The sequence below is a fragment of the Acetobacterium sp. genome (assembly GCF_039830195.1).
Lineage (GTDB): Bacteria > Bacillota > Clostridia > Eubacteriales > Eubacteriaceae > Acetobacterium.
The window spans coordinates 1-23144 of the sequence record NZ_JBDODG010000029.1 but is presented as its reverse complement, the minus strand read 5'-3'; the positions used below and the strand labels follow the sequence as shown (position 1 = coordinate 23144).

Genomic DNA, 23144 nt, shown 5'->3' with positions numbered 1-23144 from the left:
AAGTAATTTGCACACCTGGCACCATCCTAAACTTTTCTCTCGAAAAATGATAACTCCGCATCACCTTGACATTGTTCCGATATCGGTATAACATGTTGATGAGGTGATTTTTTTGAAATATATGAGTTCGAAAGAAGCAAGTGAAAAATGGAAAATCAGTGATCGTCGTATTAGGGTGCTATGCAATGCGGGGCGTATCGAAGGGGCGATAAAAATTGGGCGAAACTGGTCAATCCCTGCCGATGCTGCTAAACCTGGGGACGCAAGGGAAACTAGTAAGAAGCATTATCTGGGATTGGGATATGACTTTAGTTATATCGATTCACTTAAAGAAGCAATTGATGGTCACCGACCTTTTTCCAAAGGTCTTGCCACGTCACTGCAGGATAAACTCATTGTTGAATGGACATACAATAGCAACGCCATCGAGGGGAATACACTGACATTGTCAGAGACCAAAGTTGTTCTTGAAGGAATAACCATCGGTGGGAAAAGCATGGTGGAACATCTGGAAGCCATTAATCATCGTGAAGCAATTCTTTTTGTTGAAGATTTAATTTTAAATCAGGAACCGCTTTCTGAATGGAATATCCGGAATATGCATGCATTGATCCTAAAAGAAATAGACAATTTCAATGCCGGTAAATATCGGAGCGAGAATGTAGTCATTAGCGGGGCTAAACACATCCCCCCGAAGCATTATGAGATTGGCGGTTTAATGCAAAAGCTGATGGTGGAATATCAGAATGAATGGAAAGCACTTCATCCAGTCGTAAGAGCAATGCTGATTCACGGTGAGTTTGTAAAAATTCATCCCTTCATTGATGGAAATGGCCGAACCGCCCGGTTGCTGCTTAATTTTGAATTGATGAAAAATGGCTACCCGCCAATTATTATTAAGAATGAAGAACGGGCGAGATATTATGATGTTCTGGACCTGGCCCATACAACCATGAATTATAAGCTGTTCATTGAACTGGTATCGGAACTTGTGGTCGAGTCAGAAAATTTATGGTTATCCATCTTAGATTGAAAATTAACTTTAGCAGCTTGTATTTGAGGCCAGGCATACTTATTATTAGCTGGTCTTATTGGTTTGTGGTTTGAATATGGAAACAGTTATGGGGACCCTGTTATTATCTGCAAAAGTTATCACAGTTCAGTCGGATTTTGATCGCTTGATTGAAAGAGTAGAAAGTGACTATCCAGAGTAACCAAACACCTGACAAACGATCGAAACGCTATAGAAATTTTAGTATAGTTGATGAAAAAAATGGATGCATTATGAGTTTATATGAAATTTTCAAGAGATGTTTCTTGAAGAGGTATGAAGAAGTCGGGACATTTAAAATAATTTATGGAGGTTCGAAAATGATAAAACAAAGTGAATTAAAAACTTATGCAGAACTGATGAAAACGCGGTTTATGGAAGATCCGGGCGTAATTTTTCAAGTCAAAGACTTGGACCGGGCTGAATTGCTGATTAAAGCCCAGTTTGAAGGCCAGATCGAGGCCTTTATGGAAGCGCATGCGGTGCAGGTGCTGGAAGATGGCAAGGGCCTGCTGATTGGCTACTCGACTAGGGATTTGCCGGAAGACCGGCTGATGAACATGATGCAGCAATCCTCTCAAAAGTTACTGGCGCTGGCGAACCAGAAAGAATTGCAGGTGCTTCAGGATCGGTCTATCAGCCAGGGCCAGATCATTCCTCAAAGCTGGCATACCGCTTATTGTGATGGTGCCGTTTATCATTTGCTGATCATCGCCACTGACGCGTCTTCAAAAGGAACGGGTGCATTCAGAAAACTGATTACTCCGGTTCTAGAAAAATGTGCGGCCAATAAGGAACCCGTTGTGCTGGAGACCTTCAACCCGGATAATCTGCCGATTTATGAACACTTTGGTTTTAACTTAATGGAGTCTCATACTTCTGAAGACATGGGTTTGACGTGTTACTGCATGATGCGCTCATAAAAAAAAGAAGGCTGCCGAGTATAAGTGCGGTGATCGTTTCCCGGTCACTGGTCTTATTCAGCAAACTTATAAAAAGCGACCGCAAGAGCTACAGTTAGGTCAGCAATGTGATCAGTTATGGAATTGAAATGGAAGCCGGGAACCCTTGCTCACCAGCATTGCCCTTTCTGGCAAAAAAATGAAGTAAAAGGGGAAAATTATGAAAACAAGAATGAACCGTTCGGCATCAGCCACTATTTTGTCCATCTTCCTGATCATCATGATGTTGTTGAGCGGATGCGCTCAACAACCGCCCGGGGTGGACTATACAAAATCGGAGAATTGGGCCTATTTGCCACTTGACGAAGCCGTCACTAAAGACTGTGATGTGTTTTTTGTGGCGCCGACGGTTTATCTGGGGACCGCTGAGTCCCATTCGATGGATCTCGGCGATGAACAGACAAAGGCCCAGTTTCTGGGAGCGACCAATATGGAAATAGGTCTCTACGATGATAACGCCAATTTTTTTGCTCCTTATTACCGGCAGGCGGCGCTGAACGCTTATACCATGGATGGATCCCAATCGGATCAGTATTTTGATCTGGCCTACGCGGATGTTTCACAGGCCTTTGATCAATACATCAAAGATTACAATCAGGGCCGGCCGTTTGTGCTGGCCGGGTTCAGCCAGGGTTCGGAAATGCTGTTGCGGCTGCTGGCGGAAAAATTCGCTGATCCGGCTTTACGCGACCAGTTGGTCGCCGCCTATCTGATCGGCTGGCGCGTCACACCGGAAGATTTAAGCAACTATCCCTTTTTAAAAATGGCCCAGAATTCTGGAGATACCGGCGTGATCATTACCTTTAATTCAGAAGCCGAGGGGATTCAAAGCTCGCTGATTGTTCCGGATAAAACATTGGGGATCAATCCCCTGAACTGGAGAACCGATAGCACCCCCGCTGCTGCCAGCGAAAATAGCGGTGCCGTATTTACCGATTATAGCGGAGCGATTGTCAAGGAAGTAACCAACCTGACTGGGGCCTATCTGGATCCTGATCGTGGTACCCTGCGCGTAACCGGTGTCAGTCCGGCTGATTTTCCACCAATCCTCGATATTTTCCAGGAGGGCGTTTATCATCTTTATGATTACCAGTTTTTTTACCGCAACCTGGAGCAGAATGTTAAAGAACGGATCGGTAATTTTCTGAGCGACCCGGTGCCGGGGTAACGGCATGGGAAGCAGTTGTTCCTGTGACGTGCGAATTGCTTAACAAAAGATTAACTCTCTTTTAACAGAATCGACAATTAAGTGGATAATTAATGAGATACACTATACCAGAAAGCGAAAACTGCTAAAGTTTGAGTAAGACCCATTGAGGGCAAGGGGTCAGGTATTTCGCAAATGTCGAAAAATGTTAAAAGGAGAGTCATGAAAAAAACGATGAAACAGGGAATGGCAGTTTTATCAATTGCCGCAATGTTGGGGATGCAGATGGCCACTGGGGTGTTGGCTGAAGAAGTGACCGTTAATACCGATGGTGTTCCGCTGGTATTTGAAGGAAATTGCAGTTATCAGACCCAGATTCAAAATGTTGGCTGGCAGGATTGGAAATCAAAAGAATCGCTTAGCGGCACCACCGGAAAATCATTGCGACTGGAAGGCATCAAACTCCAAATCAGTGATATCAAGAATCTGGGCGTCAGCTATCAGACTCATGTCCAAAATGAAGGCTGGCAGGATTGGGTCACCGATGGCGCCGTCAGCGGAACCGAAGGCGAATCACTGAGACTGGAAGCCATTCGCATCAAACTGACCGGAACTGAAGCCAGCAACTATGATATTTATTATCAGGTTCATGTTGAGAATACCGGCTGGATGAACTGGGTCAAGAACGGTGAATTATCAGGCACGGAAGGTAAAGGCTATCGCCTGGAAGGGATCAAGGTGGTGGTCTTACCAAAGGGCTCACCGGCACCAGTTAACACCGGAGCAATTAAAAATGTGATCTTAATGATTTCCGATGGTTGTGGATCCAATGAGATCCTGGCGACGAATTATTATACCGCGGGAAAAGCAGTGGCCCAAATTTATGAACAATTTCCGACCCAGGTCAATATGAGTACTTATTCGCACAATGAATTAGGGGCCGATGACGATCTGGTCAGTGTTTATAATCCCCAAACAATCTGGGGCAGTTTTGACTCAATGGCACAACACCCCACCGATTCAGCGGCCGCCGCGACGGCGATGGCATCAGGAACGAAAACCTTTAATGCCGCCATTGGCGTTGACGAAAACGAACAGAATCTGGTTAATATCAGCGAAGATTTTGAAGCGCTGAATAAGGCTACCGGAGTCATCAGTTCGGTTGAATTCAGTCATGCCACGCCGGCTGGCTTTGTCGCTCATAACGCCAGCAGACAAAATTACAGCGAAATTGCTAACGAAATGATTAATGACAGCAAAACCGATGTCATTATGGGAGCCGGCCATCCGCTGTATGATAATAATGGCGAACCACAAACAACGGTCGAGGACAAAAATTATAAATATGTCGGCGGAAAAGATACCTGGGATAACCTGGTTGCCGGAAATCTGGGAAATGATGCTGACGGAGATGGCATCATTGAAAACTGGAACCTGATTCAGACAAAGGAAGCCTTTGAAAACCTCCAGACCGGAAATACCCCGGAACGCGTTGTTGGGGTACCGGAAGTGTATGAAACCCTTCAGTACAACCGCTCGGGCGATTTGGCCGCAGCACCATTTGCTGTCGCCGTTAATGATAATGTACCAACGCTGGACGTGATGACAAAAGGTGCGCTTAATGTTCTGGACAACGACGAGGATGGTTTTTTCCTGATGGTTGAAGGTGGCGCCATTGACTGGGCTGGTCATGGTAATTCCAGCGGCCGCGTGATTGAGGAAGAAATTGATTTTAACAACTCGGTGGAAGCCGTCTGTGACTGGGTTGAAACCAACAGCAACTGGTCAGAAACACTGGTGATTGTCACCGGCGATCATGAAACCGGATATCTTACCGGTACCGCTGGTGTCTATGACGAGGTTATCAATAATGGTAAAGGCGTGATTCCTACGATGGCCTGGAACAGCAAAGATCATACCAATCAACTGGTTCCTTTCTTTGCTAAAGGCGTTGGCGCAGAGTTATTAAAAAGCTATGCGAATGGTTCTGATCCATTAAAGGGTGCGTATCTGGATAACTCCGAAATAGCGCTGGCGATCCGAAATTTAATGAATTAGAACGGGAATCAGAAGCACTGCCAGAGATTGTCGATTAAACTATAGCAGCACATAAAATTCACATAAAAAAGTCGCAGGTTTATATCAATCTGCGGCTTTTCTTTATGAAAATTTCAGGACGATATTATTCGGGGTTGTTTTGGGTAGTAAACAACCGCAGCGAACATATGGCCCCGGAAAGGCAAACATGATGGTGGTTGCAATGCTACTTTACCACGTCGCCAACCGCCGCCATAATTGCCTCAAACAGATCCGGCTCCCAGGCGCTGCGGCCGATAAATAAGCCGTCGACATTGGCGAGCCGGGCATAATCCCGGGCGTTATTGATATTGACGCTGCCACCAAACAGCAGCGGCACCGCCTGGCCGCTGGGGCCGTAACGGTCAATCAGGACCCGCCGCAGGAAGTCATGGATTTCCTCGACATAGGGGGTTGCGGCCGGGGTACCACCAACGCCAATGGCCCAGACCGGTTCATAGGCGATCCAGAATTGGCCGATGGCTGCCGCCGGGACATCGGTTAAGGCGATCTTTAACTGTTTGGCCAGCATTTCTTGGGAAACGCCGTAGTCTTTATCGGCCTGCTGTTCGCCGATGCAAATCAGCGGGGTAAAGCCGTGTTTCAGGGCGGCCAGGGCTTTTTTATTGACTGCTTCATCCGTTTCATTAAAATACTGGCGCCGTTCGCTATGGCCCAGCTCAACGATATCGACCCCGATTTCGGCCAGCATCAGCGGCGAAATTTCGCCGGTAAACTGACCAAAGTCCTGCTCGTGCATATTTTGGGCGCCCAGTTTCAGGGGGCTTTTTTGAGCAGCAAGCGCTTCTTTAATTTTCCACAGGTGGGTATAGGGGGGGATGATGAAAAACTCAAATTGGGCATACTTCCCAATGATCGCCGTCAGGGCCTCGCTGTAGGCCAGACCCTGGGCCAGGGTTTTGTTCATCTTCCAGTTGGTTCCCAGTAAAAACTTTTTCATCGTTGGCCTATTTCAGGTAGGTTTTTTCAAGCCGGTGCATCGCTTCAACTTTTCTGGTTGAGCCGCCGCCCTGAAAATCACTTTTTAGCCAGGCCTCGGCAATCATTTTGGCCAGTTCGGTACCGATTACCCGGGCCCCCATGGTTAAAACATTGGCATCATTGCTTTTGGCCAGCCGTTCGGCCGAATAGACATCGTGGCAGGTGCCGGCAAAAACGCCGGGTACCTTGTTGGCCATCATCGCCACCCCCAGCCCGGTACCGCAAAAGATAAAGCCGCGGTCATATTCTTTATTTTTAATCGTTTCAGCCAGGTTAAAGGCAATTTCAGGATAGTCGCAATCGTGAGTTGCCGAATAATTTAAATCAGTGATGTCGTAACCGGCGTTCTTCAAATAATTATAAATTTCGTCTTTAAAATCAATGGCAGCATCGTCACAGTCAACAGCAATTTTCATCATCATCCTCCTGGTATCTAAATTTGAACAGACATTTTACAGGGTGTAAAAATAACCCATTCCTTAAGGTATTTAACTCGTGTATACGCTATCATTATGGCATAGATACTGGGATTTGTAAAGAATCTGATCATTTGATCAATCATGAAATTAAGTCATAAAAAGAAAATTCTGGTTTTAAGAAAAAATTGTTAAAAAGTGGGTAATAACCTTAATAAGGCCCAAAAAGTTGGAGGAAGAGTATGACAGGTGTAATTATCGTATCGCATAGTGAAAAGTTGGCCGAAGGGCTGCGCGACATTGTCATGGAAATGAATGATGGCAGCGTCGCCGTGATTGCTGCCGGCGGGGCCGCCGACGGTCGGATTGGTACCAATACCACCAAGATTAAAAACGCTATTGAGAATCTGGCCGAACGGGAGCATATCCTGATTTTTGTCGATCTGGGCTCGGCGGTGATCTGCAGTGAGACCGCCATCGAAATGCTGGAGGATGAAGCGCTCCAGGCCAAGGTCCACATCGTTGATGCACCGCTGGTTGAAGGGGTGATCGGCGGGGTGATTCAGGCCACCATCTGCAATGATCTGGAAAAAATTATTGCCACCGCCAAAGAAGGGGCAACCCTGAGAAAGGTTCACTAAATGGTCTATTGATTGGGGAAATAACACCCATAACATAGAAAACGCCAGCAGGTCATTAGCTATAGGAGTGGGTTTCACTCTGGCGTGGTGCTGGCGTTAAGAAACATATCCAAAAACTTATTCAAACAAATAATTTTAGGAGGAAGAAATGAAACGATTAATCAATGATCCCTATGATGTAGTAGAAGAAATGCTGGCCGGTTATGTAACCGCCCACAAAGACCATGTGGTTTTAGATCAGACATCTGAAGCTCAGGGCCGGGTGGTGGTCAGTAAAACCGCCAAGCAAAAAGACAAGGTCGGCGTGATCATCGGCGGCGGCTCCGGACATGAACCCTTATTCCTGGGCTATGTCGGCAAAGGCTTTGCTGATGCTGCGGTTATTGGTAACATCAATACCTCACCATCGCCTGATCCCTGTTATGCCTCGGTCAAAGCCATTGATACCGGTAAAGGTTGTATCTACCTTTATGGCAACTATGCCGGCGATGTGATGAACTTTGACATGGGCGCTGAAAAAGCCGATGAAGAAGACGGCATCCGGGTTGAAACGGTACTGGTTACTGATGATGTTATTTCTTCTGAAAATATTGAAGACCGCCGTGGGATTGCCGGAGACTTCTTTGTCTTTAAAGCCGCCGGAGCCAAAGCGGAAATGGGCGGCGATCTTGATGCCGTCGTCGCGGCAGCGAAAAAATGCAACGACGTCACCCGGACCATGGGCGTGGCCATGTCCTCGGCCACCTTACCGTCAAAAGGCGGCCCGATTTTTGAAATGGAAGACGGCGATATGGAAATCGGCATGGGTATCCATGGCGAACCCGGGGTTCGTCGCGGGAAAATCGAAGCAGCTGACAAGGTCATCGACCAGATTATGGAACCGATTCTGGCTGATCTGCCTTATCAAAGCGGCGACGAGGTTTATGTCCTGGTCAACAGCCTGGGCGCCACCCCACTGATGGATCTGCACATCTGCTTCCGTCGCGTTGCTGAAATCCTGGCCGACAAAGGCATTACCATTTACAAATCCCTGATTGGTTCATTCGCTTCCTCCATGGATATGGCCGGAATGTCCGTCACCCTGGTAAAACTGGACGCCGAAATGAAAGAATTATTGGATTATCCCTGCGACACCCCCTATTTTAAACAGTTCTAAACAGCAACGAGAATAATAACAAAACGGGTTGATGGGAAACCATCAACCCGAAATCATTGTAAGGAGAAGAATTATGAGCGATTATATTTTAAATAAAGACTACTTTCTTGGGGTGATTGATGACCTCATTGTATTGGCCGAAGAGAAAAAGGATTATTTTTCGGAACTGGATTCAGCCATTGGCGACGGTGACCACGGCATGAATATGAGTATTGGTTTTCGCGAAGTCAGCAAAAACCTGGACGGCTGGAAAGACGAAGATATTAATACCCTGTTCAAAAATGTCGGCACCGCCCTGCTTGATAAGGTTGGCGGCGCTTCCGGTCCGCTTTATGGTGGCTTCTTCAGCAAATTTGGGGTACCGGCCAAAGGCAAAGAGGTAGTGAACTTTGACGAATTTATTGAAATGATGGAAGCCGGCGTGGCGATCATCGAAAAACGGGGCAAGGCCGTGGTGGGCGATAAAACCATGGTTGATACCCTCCGGCCCGCCGTTGACGCCTTAAACACCGCTTATCATCAAGACGGGCTGGCACCCAAGGAAGCGATGAAAAAAGCGCTGGCGGTGGGTGATGCCGGTTCCGATTCAACCATCCCGATCATCGCCAAAAAAGGCCGGGCGATGCGGCTGGGCGAACGGGCCATCGGCCATCGTGATCCGGGTTCGGCCTCCAGTGCCGCCATTCTGGCAATTTTTTATAACCGTATGCCGTAAAAATTTAAAAAAAGAAGGCTAATAAAGAGCAGTCCCTCTGACACAGAGCGCAAGTCACACCGGTTTACCGGCGTCCCTCTGGATCATGGGACTTTTTTTAGATTGTCCGGCCGCAAAACGGCGAAACGGATCGCATTTGAAATAAATTTTTGCTGTAAAGGACTAGCAATGCACAGTGATAAAGTGTATAATAGCTTCAGATTATATTAGGAAAAGAGGACAAAAAGGAATGAAAAAAAGAAGTATACTTGGCTTGATGCTGATTGTCGTTCTGGTCGCTGGTTTATTTGCAGGTTGCAGCAGCACGCCAAAAACAGATGGCAATGCTAACAATGACGATAAGACCTTTGTGGTCGGTTTGGATGACTCCTTCCCACCAATGGGTTTCAGAGATGACAAAAACGAAATCGTTGGTTTCGATGTGGATCTGGCCAAAGAAGTTGGTAAACGAATGGGCATGGAAGTGGTCCTGCAGCCAATCAACTGGGACACCAAAGAACTGGAACTGGATTCCGGCAGCATTGACGTCATCTGGAATGGCTTAACCATCACCGATGAACGTAAACAAGCAATGGATTTCACCACCCCTTACCTGGAAAATGATCAGGTGATCGTGGTCAAAAAAGATTCTGCCATCAAAACCAAAGCTGATTTAGCTGGCAAAAATGTTGGTGTTCAAAAAGGTTCTTCAGCCTTCGATGCTTTCACCGCTGATCCGATCAGTCAACAGGCAGCAGCCTTAAACGAGTATCCCGAAAATGTCTCAGCCCTCAACGATCTGGGTATTGGCCGAATCGATGCCGTTGTGGTTGACTCCATCGTCGCCCGTTACTACATCACCTCGGAAAGTGCTGAATTTGTCATCTTGAGCGAAAGCTTATCGCCAGAATTATACGGCGTGGGGATCAAAAAAGGCAATACCGAGTTACTGACTCAGATTCAGGATGCCATGGATGCCATGGTTGCCGATGGAACAGCCGCTACCATTTCAACCAAATGGTTTGGCGAAGACATTATCTACAAAGCTAACTAAAAGAAAACAATCATTATTTAGAAATCGGATAGTTTCTATCCGATTTTTTTATGACTTGCGATATCCTTACTTTAATTCATTCCTCAGGAGAATAAAATGTCAGATTTTTATATCTATTTATCAAATATCACCCTACCGATGCTGCAGGGGATGGTGATCACCCTCAGTGTTTTTGCCGTCACGATTGTCTGCTCGCTGCCGCTGGGTTTCATGTTTACCTTGATGGCCCGGAGTCGGATCAAGCCCATTAAATCACTGGCTAAGGGCTATATTTATGTGGTCCGGGGCACCCCCCTGCTGCTCCAGATTATGTTTGTCTATTTTGGCCTGCCACTATTGCCGGTAGTCGGCGACTACCTGATTTTTGATCGCTTTACAGCCGCCTGCCTGGCCTTTTGCATGAACTACGCGGCTTATTTTGCCGAAATCTTCCGGGGCGGTCTGTTGGCCATTGACAAAGGACAGTATGAAGCGGCTAAAGTTCTGGGCCTGACAAAAATAGAAACGATGATCCGGGTGGTGATTCCCCAGATGATTCGGGTCTGTTTGCCGGCGATCAGCAATGAAACCATCACCCTGGTCAAAGACACCGCGCTGGTCACGGTAATCGGCGTGGCCGAGATTCTCCATTATGCCAAAACGGCCGTTAATCGGGATGGGGATACCTTTGCTTTTCTGGTGGCGGCGGCCTTGTACCTGCTGATCAACTTTGTGATCACGATGGTATTTAAAAAGCTTGAAACCAAATACGAGTTCTAGGGGAAAATGATGGAAATTATAAAAGTCAATCAACTTAATAAAAGTTTTGGAGACAATCATGTCTTAAAGGATATCTCGTTTACCGTCAATAAGGGCGATGTAATGGCCATCATCGGGTCATCCGGATCGGGTAAATCGACGCTGCTGCGCTGCCTGATCGATCTGGAGAAGGCCGACAGCGGCGATATCATCATGGAAGGCAAACCGCTGCTGCAAGACGGCGTTTATCCCAGTGCCCCGGAGATCCGCGCGATTATCATGAAGATGGGGATGGTGTTTCAGCACTTCAACCTGTTCCCTCATCTGACCGTCCGTCAGAATCTGGAATTGGCCCCGAAGGTCGTCAAAAAAGAAGAAACGGGCGCGATGAACCAGCGCTGTGAAGCCTATCTGAACAAGGTGGGACTGCTGGAACGGATTGATGCCATGCCCTCGACGCTGTCGGGCGGCGAAAAACAACGGGTGGCCATCGCCCGGGCACTGATGATGAATCCTGATATTCTGCTTTTCGATGAGCCCACCTCGGCCCTGGATCCGGAACTGACCGGCGAGGTCTTAAGCGTCATGCAAAGCCTGGCCAATGAGCACATGACCATGGTGGTGGTGACCCACGAAATGAGTTTTGCCCGGGAAGTCGCCAACAAGGTGGTCTTTATGGATTCGGGAACGATTCTCGAAGAAGGATCTCCGGAAGATATTTTTATCCATCCGAAAGAAAAAAGAACCCAGGCGTTTTTAAGCAGCATTTTGCGAGAACAGAGCAATAAAGCCGCCAAAACGAAAAAGCACTACCGTCTGAAAAAATATTGCTGACAAAAAACGCGGAGTCAAAATAGTAATTTAATGAAAAAACAAAGAAAGCCTTCCCGCATCGTGCGGGAAGGCTTTTAAAATACAAAATAGGATTGACAACCAGATAATTTTGTGATAGCATATAAAATTGCATTGGTATCTTTTAAAATAAGGTTAGAATGCATCCTTGTCGTCAATTTTTGGGCGATCAACGAATCATTTGCGACTCGGTCATGAACAACTGATCAAAGGGGAAACATGTCGGAGCCAGTGAATATGAAATTGATTACGGTCTAATAATAACACAAGGCGAGACGAAACACAACAGGCAAATTTGGGATACCCACAGGCCGAACACGAGTCGGTGAGGGGTAGTCCGTTGCTGAGTATTTTTGCGAGGGGTGATATTGGATGGTAATGTTGCATCCTGAAAAAGATGGTTTAAGAACACGCCAAAGCTTTTCTAAAATCAAAGAAGTTATTGAAATGCCGAACCTGATTGAGGTTCAGAAAGATTCATACAACTGGTTTATTGAAAAAGGACTCCAAGAGGTTTTCGACGATATTGATAAGATCGAAGACTACACTGGAAATCTGGTTTTAGAATTTGTGGATTATTCCATAGAGGGAAAACCGAAGTATTCAGTGGAGGAGTGTAAAGAGAGGGATCAAACCTACTTTATACCATTAAAAGTAACAGTTCGTTTAATCAATAAGGAAAAGAACGAAGTTAAAGAGCAAAAGGTCTATATGGCTGATTTGCATAAAATGACAGAAACCGGAACCTTCATTGTTAATGGAGCGGAACGGGTTATTGTCAGCCAGCTGGTGCGATCACCAGGGGCATATTTTTCCTTGAGCCGTGATAAACTGGGTAAGAAATTGTTCTCAGCCCAGGTTATTCCTAACCGTGGTGCCTGGTTGGAATATGAAACAGATTCCAATGACATCATGTACGTTAAAATTGACCGGACCCGTAAATTACCGATCACCGCGCTGATTCGTGCGCTGGGGATGGGAACCAATCAGGAAATTCTTGATTTTTACGGTGACGACTACCGACTCATCGAAACGATCAAAAAAGATGAAAATAACAATATGAAATCAACCCGGGATGGCTTGATCGAGATTTATAAGCGCTTAAGACCCGGCGAGCCACCAACGGTGGAAAGCGCGCAATCCCTGCTTAATTCGATGTTCTTCGACGATCGTCGCTATGACCTGGCCAAGGTCGGCCGTCATAAATACAACAAGAAATTATCGCTGGCCACCCGAATTGCCGGCCAACGGGCTGCCAATACCGTGGTTAATCCAGAAACCGGTGAAGTCTACGTTGAAGAGAACGAAATCATCTCCATCGAGATAGCCACCGATATTCAGAATACCGGGATCAATGTCGTAGATGTCAAAGTTGATGATAAAACCGTCCGCGTCATCGGAAATGGTTTTGTCGACATCAATGCCCAGGATCTGCCTTTTGACATCAGTGATCTGGACATCAAAGAATTTGTCTGTTATGAAGTGCTGAAAGAAATTTTAGAATCAGACATGACGGATGAAGAAAAGAAAAAATCGATTAAAAAACGAATGGATGAGCTGGTACCCAAGCATGTGCTGATTTCCGATCTGCACGCCTCCATCTCTTATATTATCGGTCTCGACTATGACATCGGCGCTATCGATGATATTGACCATTTGGGCAATCGTCGTCTACGTTCAGTGGGCGAGTTGTTACAAAATCAGTTCCGGATCGGGTTATCCCGAATGGAACGGGTAGTCCGCGAACGAATGTCAGTCCAGGACGATGAAATTTTAACCCCTCAGGGCTTAATCAATACCCGTCCGGTCAACGCCGCCTTAAAAGAATTCTTCGGAAGCTCCCAGCTGTCGCAGTTTATGGATCAGACCAACCCCTTGGCGGAACTGACCCATAAGCGACGTTTATCAGCATTGGGACCAGGCGGGTTAAGCCGTGAACGAGCCGGGTTTGAGGTTCGAGATGTGCACCATAGCCATTATGGTCGGATGTGTCCAATTGAAACCCCTGAAGGTCCGAACATCGGTTTGATCGGTTCCCTCAGTACCTACGCCCGGGTTAATGAATATGGCTTTATTGAAGCTCCCTACCGGAAGGTTTATGATGGCGTCGTCACCGATGAAATTCATTATCTGGCCGCGGATGAAGAAGGGCGCTACACCATTGCCCAGGCCAATGAACCATTGGATGATACCAATCACTTTGTCCGTAAACAGGTAACCGGTCGTGCCGGCAGCAAACGAGATTTCGTGCTGATTCCCCCGGATCGGGTCGATTACATGGATATTTCGCCAAAACAGATCGTTTCAGTTGCGACATCGCTGATTCCCTTCCTCGAAAATGATGATGCCAACCGGGCCCTCATGGGCGCCAACATGCAACGTCAGGCCGTGCCACTGCTGATTCCAAAAGCCCCGGTTATCGGAACAGGGATGGAACACAAGGCTGCCAAGGATTCTGGCGTCTGTGTGATTGCCAAAAATGCCGGCACCATCGAACGGGTGGAAGCGTCAGCTATTCACATCCGCACCGATAACGGCGAGCTGGATAAATATACCTTACTTAAATTTAAACGCTCCAATCAGGGTACCTGTATGAACCATAAACCGTTGGTCAACAAAGGACAATATGTTCAGGCCGGCGAAATCATTGCCGATGGTCCGTCCACCGAAATGGGCGAACTGGCGCTGGGTCGTAACATTCTCATGGGCTTTATGACCTGGGAAGGTTACAACTACGAGGATGCGATCCTGATCAATGAAAAACTGTTAAAAGAAGATGTCTTTACCTCGATTCATATTGAAGAATTTGAAGCCGAAGCCAGAGAAACCAAACTGGGACCAGAAGAAATCACCCGGGATATCCCCAATGTCAGCGAAGATGCGCTGAAGAATCTGGATGAACGGGGAATTATCTTTGTCGGTGCCGAGGTTAAATCGGACGACATTCTGGTCGGGAAAGTCACACCGAAGGGTGAAACGGACCTGTCTGCGGAAGAAAAACTGCTCCGCGCCATCTTTGGCGAAAAAGCCCGGGAAATCCGGGATACCTCATTGAAAGTACCGCATGGAGAGTCCGGGATTGTTCTGGATGTTAAAGTCTTCTCGCGCGAAAATAAAGATGAAGATTTAAAACCGGGGGTTAATACCCTGGTACGCGTTCTGATCGCGGTTAAACGTAAAATTTCCGTCGGTGATAAAATGGCTGGTCGTCATGGTAATAAAGGGGTAATTTCCCGAATTTTGCCTGAAGAAGATATGCCGTTTATGCCAGACGGAACCGCTCTGGAGATTGTTCTTAATCCGCTGGGGGTTCCTTCGCGAATGAACATTGGACAGGTATTGGAAGTCCATCTGGGACTGGCCATGCGATCCATCGGCTGGCATATTGCCACGCCGGTTTTTGACCCGGCAAACGAGCAGGATATCATGGATCTGCTAGTCCAGGCCGATCTGCCTGAAGATGGTAAGATCCAACTTTATGATGGCCGCAGCGGCGAGCCCTTTGATAATAAGGTAACCGTTGGTTACATGTATATTCTTAAACTTCACCATTTGGTTGATGATAAAATGCATGCCCGTTCGACCGGACCATACTCCTTAGTTACCCAGCAACCTTTGGGCGGTAAAGCTCAATTTGGGGGCCAGCGTTTTGGAGAAATGGAAGTTTGGGCGCTGGAAGCTTATGGCGCCGCGCATACCCTGCAGGAAATTTTGACAATAAAGTCCGATGACGTGGTTGGCCGGGTTAAAGCCTACGAAGCCATTGTCAAAGGCGAAAATATTCCAAAACCAGGGATACCAGAGTCATTCAAGGTACTGATGAAAGAATTCCAGAGTTTAGCTCTGGATGTGAACATCCTCAATGATCAGGAAATGATTAAAATGCTTGATGATGAGATGGATGAACGGGATCCTTTGGAAGAACTGGCCATTGAAATTGGCAGCACCGAAATTTCCGAAGCCGGAGATGACGTGAAATTGGAAGACAGCTTCCAGATTAAGAGCATTGATGATGACGATGACGACATATTATTATAAGAATAAATTTATTAAAGAAGGGAGCGAAGCCATTTGTTAAACGAGGAATTCACCTTCAAATCCTTACAGATCGGATTGGCCTCACCTGAGAAAATCAGAGAGTGGTCACGTGGAGAAGTAAAAAAACCGGAAACCATTAATTATAGAACCCTGAAACCAGAAAAAGAGGGGTTGTTTTGCGAGAAAATTTTTGGACCGCAGAAAGACTGGGAATGTAACTGTGGTAAGTACAAGCGTATTCGCCATAAGGGCATTGTCTGTGAAAACTGTGGGGTTGAAGTAACGAAGGCTAAGGTTAGACGTGAGCGGATGGGGCATATTGAATTAGCCTCTCCGGTTTCACATATCTGGTATTTTAAAGGAATCCCCAGTCGAATGGGTCTGATTCTGGAAATGTCGCCCAGAAATCTGGAAAAAATTATTTATTTTGCCGCCTATGTGGTCACCGATCCGGGCGAAAGTAATTTTGATTTCAAACAGATCCTCACCGAAGCGGAATACAAAGAAGCCAAGAGTCAGTTTGGCAATAAGTTTACCGCCAGCATCGGCGCCGAAGCAATTCAGGAATTACTGAAACTGGTTGACCTGGATCAGGAATCAGCCGTGCTGAAGGAAGAACTCAAAGGCAGCTCCGGTCAGAAAAAGATCCGGGTGGCCCGACGTCTGGAAGCGGTTGAAGCGTTTCGAAATTCCAATAACCGCCCAGAATGGATGATTCTCGAAACCATCCCGGTTATTCCGCCAGAATTACGGCCGATGGTGCAGTTGGACGGGGGTCGTTTTGCGACCTCGGATCTGAATGACCTGTACCGCCGGGTCATTAACCGAAACAACCGGCTTTTAAAATTGCTGGAACTGGATGCTCCAGATATCATTGTTCAAAATGAAAAACGGATGCTTCAGGAAGCCGTCGATGCCCTGATTGACAATGGTCGTCGTGGCCGGGCCGTCACCGGACCGGGTAACCGTCCTTTTAAATCCCTCAGTGATATGCTTAAAGGGAAACAGGGTCGTTTCCGTCAGAATCTTTTGGGGAAACGAGTTGACTACTCCGGCCGTTCGGTTATCGTCGTCGGACCGGATCTGAAAATGTTCCAATGTGGACTCCCTAAAGAGATGGCCATTGAATTATTCAAACCATTTGTCATGCGGGAACTGGTTGGCCGTAACCTGTCGCAAAACATTAAAAGTGCAAAAAAAATGGTCGAAAAACTGGATCCGATGGTCTGGGATGTGTTGGAAGATGTTATTCAGGAACATCCGGTGCTGTTAAACCGGGCCCCAACCCTCCATCGTCTGGGTATTCAGGCCTTTGAACCGATTCTGGTTGAAGGTAAAGCGATCAAACTCCATCCGCTGGTATGTACCGCCTACAATGCCGACTTTGATGGCGATCAGATGGCTGTCCATGTACCCTTATCAGTCGAAGCTCAAGCGGAAGCCCGCTTTCTGATGCTGGCATCCAATAATATTCTTAAACCACAAGACGGAACGCCAGTTGTGGCACCAACCCAGGATATGATCTTAGGTACTTATTACATGACCATCTATAAGAAAGATGGCAAAGGCACCAACAGTGTCTTCCGCGATCTGGATGAAATGGAAATGGCTTACTTCAATAAAGATGTCGAACTCCATTCTCAGGTTAAGGTGCGAATTACCAAAGAAATTGATGGCGAAATGATGACCCGTTTAGTTGATGGAACCGTCGGAAGATTTATTTTTAACACCATTATTCCTCAGGAATTGGGTTTTGTTAAACGGGATACCATCGAAGAAAAATTCGCCTTAGAAGTTGACCGCCAAGTTAATAAAAAAGTATTGTCAGAAATTGTCGAACGATGCTATAAAACATATGGCCCCACCAAAACATCTGAAGTATTGGATGAAATAAAACGCCTAGGTTTTAAATTCTCAACCCGCGGCGCCATTACCGTTGGGGTCAGTGATATGGAAGTTCCGAAAAATAAAGAGGAAATTCTGTCTAAAGCCGATGATAAGATCACCGAAAATATGAGTCTCTATCGTCAAGGCTTTATCAGTGATGAAGAACGTTATAACAACGTTGTTGAGATCTGGAACAAAGCCACCGACGAGGTTACCGATGCGTTGCTGGATCACCTTGAAGATCTGAACCCGATCAACATGATGGCGGATTCCGGGGCCCGAGGTAGTAAGAACCAGATCCGGCAATTGGCCGGGATGCGTGGTCTGATGGCCAACCCAAGTGGTCGAATCATCGAACTGCCAATCCGTTCAAACTTCCGTGAAGGGCTAAACGTTCTGGAGTTTTTCTCCTCCACCCATGGGGCCCGAAAAGGTCTGGCGGATACCGCCCTGCGAACCGCCGATTCCGGTTACCTGACCCGACGTCTGGTTGATGTCAGCCAGGATGTGATTGTCCGTGAGGATGATTGCGGCACTACCCGGGGTTATGAGGTTTCCACCATTAACGATCACGGCGAAATTATCGAAACCCTGCATGAACGACTGGTCGGCCGATATGCCTTTGAAGATGTGGTTCATCCGGAAACAGGCGAAGTCCTGGCACCGGCGGGCGAGATCATCTCCACTGAAATGGCAGACAGTATTGATAAAGCGGGGATTGAAAAAGTATTGATTCGCGCCGCCTTTAATTGTCAGTCCAAATATGGGGTCTGTAAAAAATGCTATGGGGTTGATTTAACCACCTGGCGACCGGTTGAAATCGGCGAAGCCGTTGGTATCATTGCCGCTCAGTCAATTGGTGAGCCGGGTACCCAGCTGACCATGCGTACCTTCCATACTGGTGGGGTTGCTTCAGCTGACGATATCACCCAGGGTCTTCCCCGTATCGAAGAGCTTTTCGAAGCTCGAAAACCGAAAGGCCAGGCGATTATTTCAGAAATTGACGGTCGCGTGGAAATTCAGGATACTCAGAAGAAAACCGAAGCGGTTGTTACCGGTGATGATGGCGATATGAAGGTTTACCTGATTCCATACGGCTCACGATTGCGGGTTCATACCGGCGATCAGGTCATTGCCGGAGATGAGATCACCGAAGGTTCCATTAACCCCAGTGATATTCTGCGCATTCAGGGGATTGACCATGTGCAGCAATACTTGCTGCAGGAAGTACAAAAAGTTTACCGGATGCAAGGGGTACACATTGGCGACAAGCATCTGGAAGTTATTATCCGTCAAATGCTTAGAAAAGTTAAAATTGAAAACCCTGGAGACACCGCCTTACTGGCCGGCAGCTTAGTCGATATCTTCAATTTCGAAGAAGAAAACCGCGCCGCCCTGGAAAACGGTGGCGAAGAAGCGACAGCCAGCCGGGAACTGCTGGGTATCACCAAAGCATCACTGGCAACTGACTCATTCTTATCAGCCGCATCCTTCCAGGAAACCACCCGCGTCCTTACCGACGCTGCCATTAAAGGCAAGGTTGACCCCCTGATCGGACTTAAAGAAAATGTTATTATCGGACAATTGGTACCAGCTGGTACCGGCGTCAAGATGTATGGTGACATTGATCTGGTCTACGAACGGGAAGAGGAAGATGTTTATGAGGATATGATCGAAGATGATGTCCTGACTGAATCGCTGGATATTGTTTTTGATGATGATATTTTAAATGCCTATGTCGAAGAAGAGCAGGAAGAAAGCGATGATACCATTATTACCGATCTGGACATCTTCGACCTGGATTTCTTAACAAAAGAATAATTCTTGACTTTTAGGACTCAAACATGTATAGTTATTAGGTGTGTTTAGAGAAATACATGAACAGCAAGAAGGAGGAACCGATGAATCAATTTGTTGATGTTTCAAAAGTGATTGGAATGAAACAAACTCTTAAGGCTGTGAAAGAAGGCAAAGCAATTAAAGTCATTTTGGCAGAAGATACCGATGAAAGTATCAAAAAAAGCATTGTCGAATGCTGTGATAGCCATCAGATCACGCTAGAACGGGTTGAAACTAAGGTTGGACTCGGAAAAGCCGGCGGGATTGAGCGGGCCGCAGCCGTCATTGCCATTATTAAATAATCTGAACCGGGGTTGCCGTAGAGGTGGTCCTGGTTCCAACCAAGTCATTGATAATCGTTTCGATTATTGATATATTAATATTAAAAGGAGGTGCAGGACTAAATGCCTACAATTAATCAGCTTGTAAAAAAAGGAAGAAAACGCATGGAAGAAAAAACAAAAACTCCAGCGTTGAAAGCAAACCCTCAAAAAAGAGGCGTATGTACAGCAGTTAGAACATCCACACCAAAGAAACCAAACTCGGCGCTTCGAAAAATCGCCAGAGTTCGTCTCGTTAACGGAATGGAAGTAACAGCTTATATTCCAGGTGTTGGCCACAATTTACAGGAACATAGTATTGTTCTTATTAAGGGTGGACGTGTCAAGGATTTACCAGGGGTTCGTTATAAAATTATCCGTGGTGCGCTTGATACCGCTGGTGTTGACGCTCGTAGACAAGCTCGATCCAAATACGGGGCTAAAAAGCCTAAAAAGTAGTAGTGCATAGTGCTGCATATTCAAGCGCTCGTTATTTAAATTGATCGAGACCAAATATATGTTAGAGACGCTATACGCACAACAACGAAACGTTGGATGTCGAGTACCGATGAACATAAAAATGTTAAGGAGGGAAGTAAAGTGCCTAGAAAAGGACCTGTTCCAAAAAGAGAAGTTTTACCTGATCCTATTTACGGAGATATTGTTGTAACTAAATTAGTTAACAATATCATGTTAGATGGAAAAAAAGGTGTGGCCCAAAGAATCGTTTACGATGCATTTGAAAAAGTTACTGAAAAAACTGGCAAAGATGCCCTGGAAGCATTCCGGGAAGCGCTGGCTAATATCACACCTGTTTTAGAAGTTAAAGCGCGCCGAGTTGGTGGTGCAACCTACCAGGTGCCAATGGAAATCAGAACTGAACGTAAACAAGCGTTAGGGTTACGTTGGTTAGTTAATTACTCAAGAAAAAGATCTGAAAAAACAATGAAGGATCGTTTAGCTGGAGAAATTATGGATGCACTCAATAATAGCGGTGCAGCTGTTAAGAAAAAAGATGATACTCACGCCATGGCAGAAGCCAATAAAGCTTTTGCACATTATCGTTGGTAGTCTTTATTTAGATTTAGAAATAAGAGAGGAAAGCATCTGTGTCAAGAGAGTATAGTTTAGAAAAAACAAGAAATATAGGTATTATGGCACATATTGATGCAGGAAAAACCACTACCACCGAAAGAATCCTGTTCTATTCCGGAAAAATCCATAAAATTGGAGAAACCCATGATGGGGTTTCCCAAATGGACTGGATGGAACAAGAACAAGAAAGAGGTATTACCATTACCTCGGCAGCAACCACGTGTTTTTGGAACAACAACCGTATCAATATCATTGATACACCAGGCCACGTTGATTTTACCGTAGAAGTAGAACGATCATTACGAGTTCTTGACGGATCGGTAGCTGTTTTTTGTGCAAAAGGTGGCGTTGAACCTCAATCTGAAACAGTATGGCGACAAGCTGATAAATATCATGTTCCTAGAATGGCGTACATCAACAAGATGGACATTACCGGAGCCGATTTTTATAATGTACTGAAGATGATGGAGGATCGTTTAAGCACGAATCCTGTTCCAATTCAATTACCTATTGGCAAAGAAAGTGACTTTGTGGGGATCATAGATCTCCTGATCATGAAAGCAATGATCTATAAAGATGATTTAGGTGAAGAAATTGATATCGTCGATATTCCTGAAGACATGCGTGAGCTGGCTGACGAGTATCGCGAAAAATTAATTGAGTCTATTTCTGATTATGATGAAGCGATCATGGAAAAATTCCTTGAAGGCGAAGAAATTGGTCTTGATGAACTGAAGGCGGCTATTCGTCTAGCAACATTGAATGTTGATATTATTCCGGTTGTTTGTGGTTCATCTTATAAAAACAAAGGTGTTCAATTAGTATTGGACGCAATTGTCGATTATATGCCGTCCCCACTGGATGTTCCCGCGATCACTGGGATCAATCCTGATACTGAAGAAGAAGATAGCCGAAAAGCAAGTGATGATGAACCATTCTCAGCACTGGCATTTAAGATCATGACTGATCCATTTGTTGGAAAGCTGGCATTCTTCCGGGTATATTCTGGAAGCATTGAATCAGGTTCATATGTTTTCAATTCATCTAAGGGAAAAAGAGAACGTCTGGGACGGATCCTGCAAATGCATGCCAACCATCGTGAAGAGATTACCACTGTTTATACAGGGGATATCGCTGCTGCAGTTGGTCTTAAAGATACTTCAACAGGGGATACTCTGTGTTCAGACAAGGCTCCTATTATTCTTGAGTCCATGGAATTCCCGGAACCGGTAATCCATGTTGCCATTGAACCAAAAACAAAGGCTGGCCAGGAAAAAATGAGTACTGCTTTAGCAAAACTTGCTGAAGAAGATCCTACTTTCAGAACCCGTACGGATGAAGAAACCGGACAAACCATCATCTCAGGAATGGGTGAACTTCACCTTGACATTATCGTTGACCGTATGTTGCGAGAATTCAAAGTTGAAGCTAATGTCGGCGCACCACAGGTAGCCTATAAAGAATCCATTACCAAAGCAGTAGATGCTGAAGGTAAATTTGCTCGTCAATCGGGTGGTCGTGGTCAATATGGTCACTGTCTCATCCGTATGGAGCCAGTTGAACCTGGGACCGGATATATCTTCGAAAACAAGACCGTTGGGGGATCGATTCCAAAAGAATTCATCAACCCAATTAATCAGGGGATTGAAGAAGCAATGCGTAATGGTGTATTAGCCGGATATCCAGTATTGGATCTTAAGGTTATCGTTTATGACGGTTCTTACCATGACGTGGATTCATCAGAAATGGCCTTTAAAGTGGCCGGATCGATGGCGTTTAAAAACGGTATGAGAAAAGCCGATCCTGTTATCTTAGAACCAGTATTTAAACTTGAAGTCGTCATTCCAGAAGAATACATGGGGGATGTAATGGGCGATATCAGCTCACGACGTGGCCGTGTCGAGGGTATGGAAATGCGTGGTGGTGCACAGATCATTAAAGGGATGGTGCCACTGTCAGAAATGTTTGGATACGCAACAACACTAAGAAGTAAAACTCAGGGCCGTGGTGTTTACACCATGCAGTTCTCACACTATGAAGCTGTACCTAAATTTATTTCAGAAGAAATAATTGAAGGCCGTAAATAATAGCATAGCTATAAAATAATTTTTAAGGAGAAGAACAAATGGCAAAGTCAAAATTTGAAAGAAATAAGCCCCATGTAAATGTTGGAACA

Annotated in this window: 18 protein-coding genes; 16 read left to right on the top strand and 2 right to left on the bottom strand. The window is 45.9% G+C overall.

What is annotated here, in order from left to right; all coding sequences use genetic code 11:
* Nucleotides 1–121: 121 nt before the first annotated feature.
* The 4 genes from ABGU93_RS08600 (at nt 122) to ABGU93_RS08585 (ending at nt 5218) form a co-directional block, all read left to right on the top strand.
* On the top strand, nt 122–1033 hold the full coding sequence (locus ABGU93_RS08600; RefSeq protein ID WP_347413064.1) for a Fic family protein: 912 nt from the start codon (nt 122–124) through the stop codon (nt 1031–1033).
* A gap of 338 nt (nt 1034–1371) precedes the next feature.
* Nucleotides 1372–1974 carry a hypothetical protein gene (locus ABGU93_RS08595; protein WP_347413054.1) on the top strand — a complete coding sequence of 201 codons (603 nt, stop codon included), beginning with the start codon at nt 1372–1374 and terminating at the stop codon, nt 1972–1974.
* 199 nt (nt 1975–2173) lie between these two features.
* Nucleotides 2174–3181, top strand: a complete 1008-nt coding sequence (locus ABGU93_RS08590; protein ID WP_347413053.1) for a DUF3089 domain-containing protein — start codon at nt 2174–2176, stop codon at nt 3179–3181.
* Between the two features lie 201 nt (nt 3182–3382).
* Nucleotides 3383–5218, top strand: a complete 1836-nt coding sequence (locus ABGU93_RS08585; RefSeq protein WP_347413052.1) for an alkaline phosphatase — start codon at nt 3383–3385, stop codon at nt 5216–5218.
* Nucleotides 5219–5423: 205 nt separating this feature from the next.
* On the opposite strand, the gene ABGU93_RS08580 is transcribed toward ABGU93_RS08585, so the two are convergent.
* Nucleotides 5424–6197: a triose-phosphate isomerase gene (locus tag ABGU93_RS08580; RefSeq protein ID WP_347413051.1), complete on the bottom strand. Its 774-nt coding sequence runs from the start codon at nt 6195–6197 to the stop codon at nt 5424–5426.
* 7 nt (nt 6198–6204) lie between these two features.
* Nucleotides 6205–6654: an RpiB/LacA/LacB family sugar-phosphate isomerase gene (locus ABGU93_RS08575; protein WP_347413050.1), complete on the bottom strand. Its 450-nt coding sequence runs from the start codon at nt 6652–6654 to the stop codon at nt 6205–6207.
* A 242-nt stretch (nt 6655–6896) separates the two neighbouring features.
* Here ABGU93_RS08575 and dhaM point away from each other — a divergent pair, with 242 nt between their 5' ends.
* The 12 genes from dhaM to fusA all read left to right on the top strand — a co-directional run bounded on the left by dhaM (nt 6897) and on the right by fusA (nt 23055).
* Nucleotides 6897–7295: a dihydroxyacetone kinase phosphoryl donor subunit DhaM gene (gene dhaM, locus ABGU93_RS08570; protein ID WP_347413049.1), complete on the top strand. Its 399-nt coding sequence runs from the start codon at nt 6897–6899 to the stop codon at nt 7293–7295.
* 148 nt (nt 7296–7443) lie between these two features.
* Nucleotides 7444–8451 carry a dihydroxyacetone kinase subunit DhaK gene (locus ABGU93_RS08565; RefSeq protein WP_304887223.1) on the top strand — a complete coding sequence of 336 codons (1008 nt, stop codon included), beginning with the start codon at nt 7444–7446 and terminating at the stop codon, nt 8449–8451.
* Nucleotides 8452–8524: 73 nt separating this feature from the next.
* Nucleotides 8525–9166, top strand: coding sequence for a dihydroxyacetone kinase subunit DhaL (gene dhaL, locus ABGU93_RS08560; RefSeq protein ID WP_347413048.1), 642 nt, complete (start codon nt 8525–8527; stop codon nt 9164–9166).
* Nucleotides 9167–9395: 229 nt separating this feature from the next.
* Nucleotides 9396–10199, top strand: coding sequence for an amino acid ABC transporter substrate-binding protein (locus tag ABGU93_RS08555; protein ID WP_347413047.1), 804 nt, complete (start codon nt 9396–9398; stop codon nt 10197–10199).
* Nucleotides 10200–10295: 96 nt separating this feature from the next.
* Nucleotides 10296–10958 carry an amino acid ABC transporter permease gene (locus ABGU93_RS08550; RefSeq protein ID WP_347413046.1) on the top strand — a complete coding sequence of 221 codons (663 nt, stop codon included), beginning with the start codon at nt 10296–10298 and terminating at the stop codon, nt 10956–10958.
* A gap of 9 nt (nt 10959–10967) precedes the next feature.
* Nucleotides 10968–11771, top strand: a complete 804-nt coding sequence (locus tag ABGU93_RS08545) for an amino acid ABC transporter ATP-binding protein (protein ID WP_347413045.1) — start codon at nt 10968–10970, stop codon at nt 11769–11771.
* Nucleotides 11772–12167: 396 nt separating this feature from the next.
* Nucleotides 12168–15827 carry a DNA-directed RNA polymerase subunit beta gene (locus ABGU93_RS08540; RefSeq protein WP_347413063.1) on the top strand — a complete coding sequence of 1220 codons (3660 nt, stop codon included), beginning with the start codon at nt 12168–12170 and terminating at the stop codon, nt 15825–15827.
* Nucleotides 15828–15860: 33 nt separating this feature from the next.
* A complete protein-coding gene (gene rpoC / locus ABGU93_RS08535; protein WP_347413044.1) occupies nt 15861–19535 on the top strand; it encodes a DNA-directed RNA polymerase subunit beta' in 3675 nt (1224 codons plus the stop codon).
* 80 nt (nt 19536–19615) lie between these two features.
* The gene (locus ABGU93_RS08530; RefSeq protein WP_304887214.1) at nt 19616–19855 is read left to right on the top strand and encodes a ribosomal L7Ae/L30e/S12e/Gadd45 family protein; all 240 of its coding nucleotides are present in this window, start codon (nt 19616–19618) and stop codon (nt 19853–19855) included.
* 102 nt (nt 19856–19957) lie between these two features.
* A complete protein-coding gene (gene rpsL, locus ABGU93_RS08525; protein WP_014355307.1) occupies nt 19958–20332 on the top strand; it encodes a 30S ribosomal protein S12 in 375 nt (124 codons plus the stop codon).
* A 141-nt stretch (nt 20333–20473) separates the two neighbouring features.
* On the top strand, nt 20474–20944 hold the full coding sequence (gene rpsG, locus ABGU93_RS08520; protein WP_026395055.1) for a 30S ribosomal protein S7: 471 nt from the start codon (nt 20474–20476) through the stop codon (nt 20942–20944).
* Nucleotides 20945–20982: 38 nt separating this feature from the next.
* A complete protein-coding gene (gene fusA, locus ABGU93_RS08515) occupies nt 20983–23055 on the top strand; it encodes an elongation factor G (protein WP_347413043.1) in 2073 nt (690 codons plus the stop codon).
* The last annotated feature ends 89 nt before the right edge of the window (nt 23056–23144 follow it).